Origin of the sequence: Chryseolinea lacunae (assembly GCF_016735595.1) — a bacterium.
GTDB classification, from domain to species: Bacteria; Bacteroidota; Bacteroidia; order Cytophagales; family Cyclobacteriaceae; genus Chryseolinea; species Chryseolinea lacunae.
The window spans coordinates 1-1,271 of record NZ_JAERRB010000027.1; the positions used below are offsets into that span (position 1 = coordinate 1).

Below are 1,271 nucleotides of genomic sequence, written 5' to 3' on the forward strand. Positions count from 1 at the left end.
GAGGCTGTAAAGTGAACTGTGTCAAAGCGTGAAAAAACACCAACTTTGATACAGAATATGAAAAAGAAAAAGCAAGAGGAATTCAATTTAGAGGAGATCAAGAAAAAAGCCCTGGAGCAGTTTCGCTCGGGCAAATCTTTGTATGGTAAAGACGGCGCATTCGCGCCGATGCTCAAAAGCTTTCTGGAATCTGCCCTTGAGGGTGAACTCGATTCTCACTTGGATGGAGGCGAGCGTAAAGAAGGTAATCGTAAAAACGGCAAGACCAGTAAAACGGTCCAGACCTCAGATGGTCCCGTTGAGCTAGAGACCAGCCGTGATCGCCACGGTACCTTTGAGCCTGAACTGGTTAAGAAGCGTGAGACCGTTCTGGCCGACACACTAGAGACAAAAATACTAGGGATGTATGGCCTTGGTATGAGCTTGCGGGACATTAGCTCTCACCTTAAAGAGATGTACGATGCGGATATCTCCCACAGCACGCTGAGCGCCATTACCGATCGAATTATCCCCACCATCAAAGAGTGGCAGGCTCGACCACTGGAACCAGTCTATTGCATCGTCTGGATGGACGCTATGCACTACAAGGTTAAGGATGAAGGCAAGATCGTTTCTCGCGCAGTATATCATATTTTAGGTATCAACAGCGAAGGGCGTAAAGATCTGCTCGGTATGTATGTCTCTGAGAGCGAGGGTGCCAACTTCTGGCTAGGAGTGCTATCAGACTTGAGGACGCGTGGCGTCGAAGATATCCTGATCTCGTGCATCGATAATTTGAAGGGCTTTGCTGAGGCAATCCAAGCAACCTTCCCACAGGCCGAGGTTCAGAGCTGTATCGTTCATCAGATCCGTAACAGCCTGAAGTACATTGCCAGCAAGGACCAGAGGCTCTTCCTGGCCGACCTCAAAGAAGTATATCAAGCAACCACCAAGGACCTTGCCGAGCAACAGCTCGATGGGCTCGATCAGAAATGGGGGAAGAAGTATGCTGTGGTCATTGCCTCTTGGCGGAACAACTGGAACAAGCTGAGCACTTACTTCAAGTACGATCCTGCTATCCGCAAGCTGATCTACACAACCAATACCATCGAGGGCTTTCATCGCCAGGTCAGGAAGGTGACAAAAACCAAAGGAGCTTTTCCATCTGATATGGCCTTGCTCAAATTGATCTATCTGGCATATGGGAACATCCGAAAGAAGTGGACTCAACCGCTTCAGAACTGGAGCCTCACGGTGTCACAGCTATCGATTTGGTTCGAGGGAAGGCTGAA

General features: G+C 49.0%; 1 protein-coding gene. It reads left to right on the plus strand.

Annotation, left to right across the window (positions count from 1 at the left end; genetic code table 11):
* Positions 1-57: 57 nt before the first annotated feature.
* Positions 58-1,271, plus strand: a 1,214-nt coding sequence (locus tag JI741_RS32375) for an IS256 family transposase (protein WP_202016734.1), incomplete at its 3' end; no start/stop codon positions are given.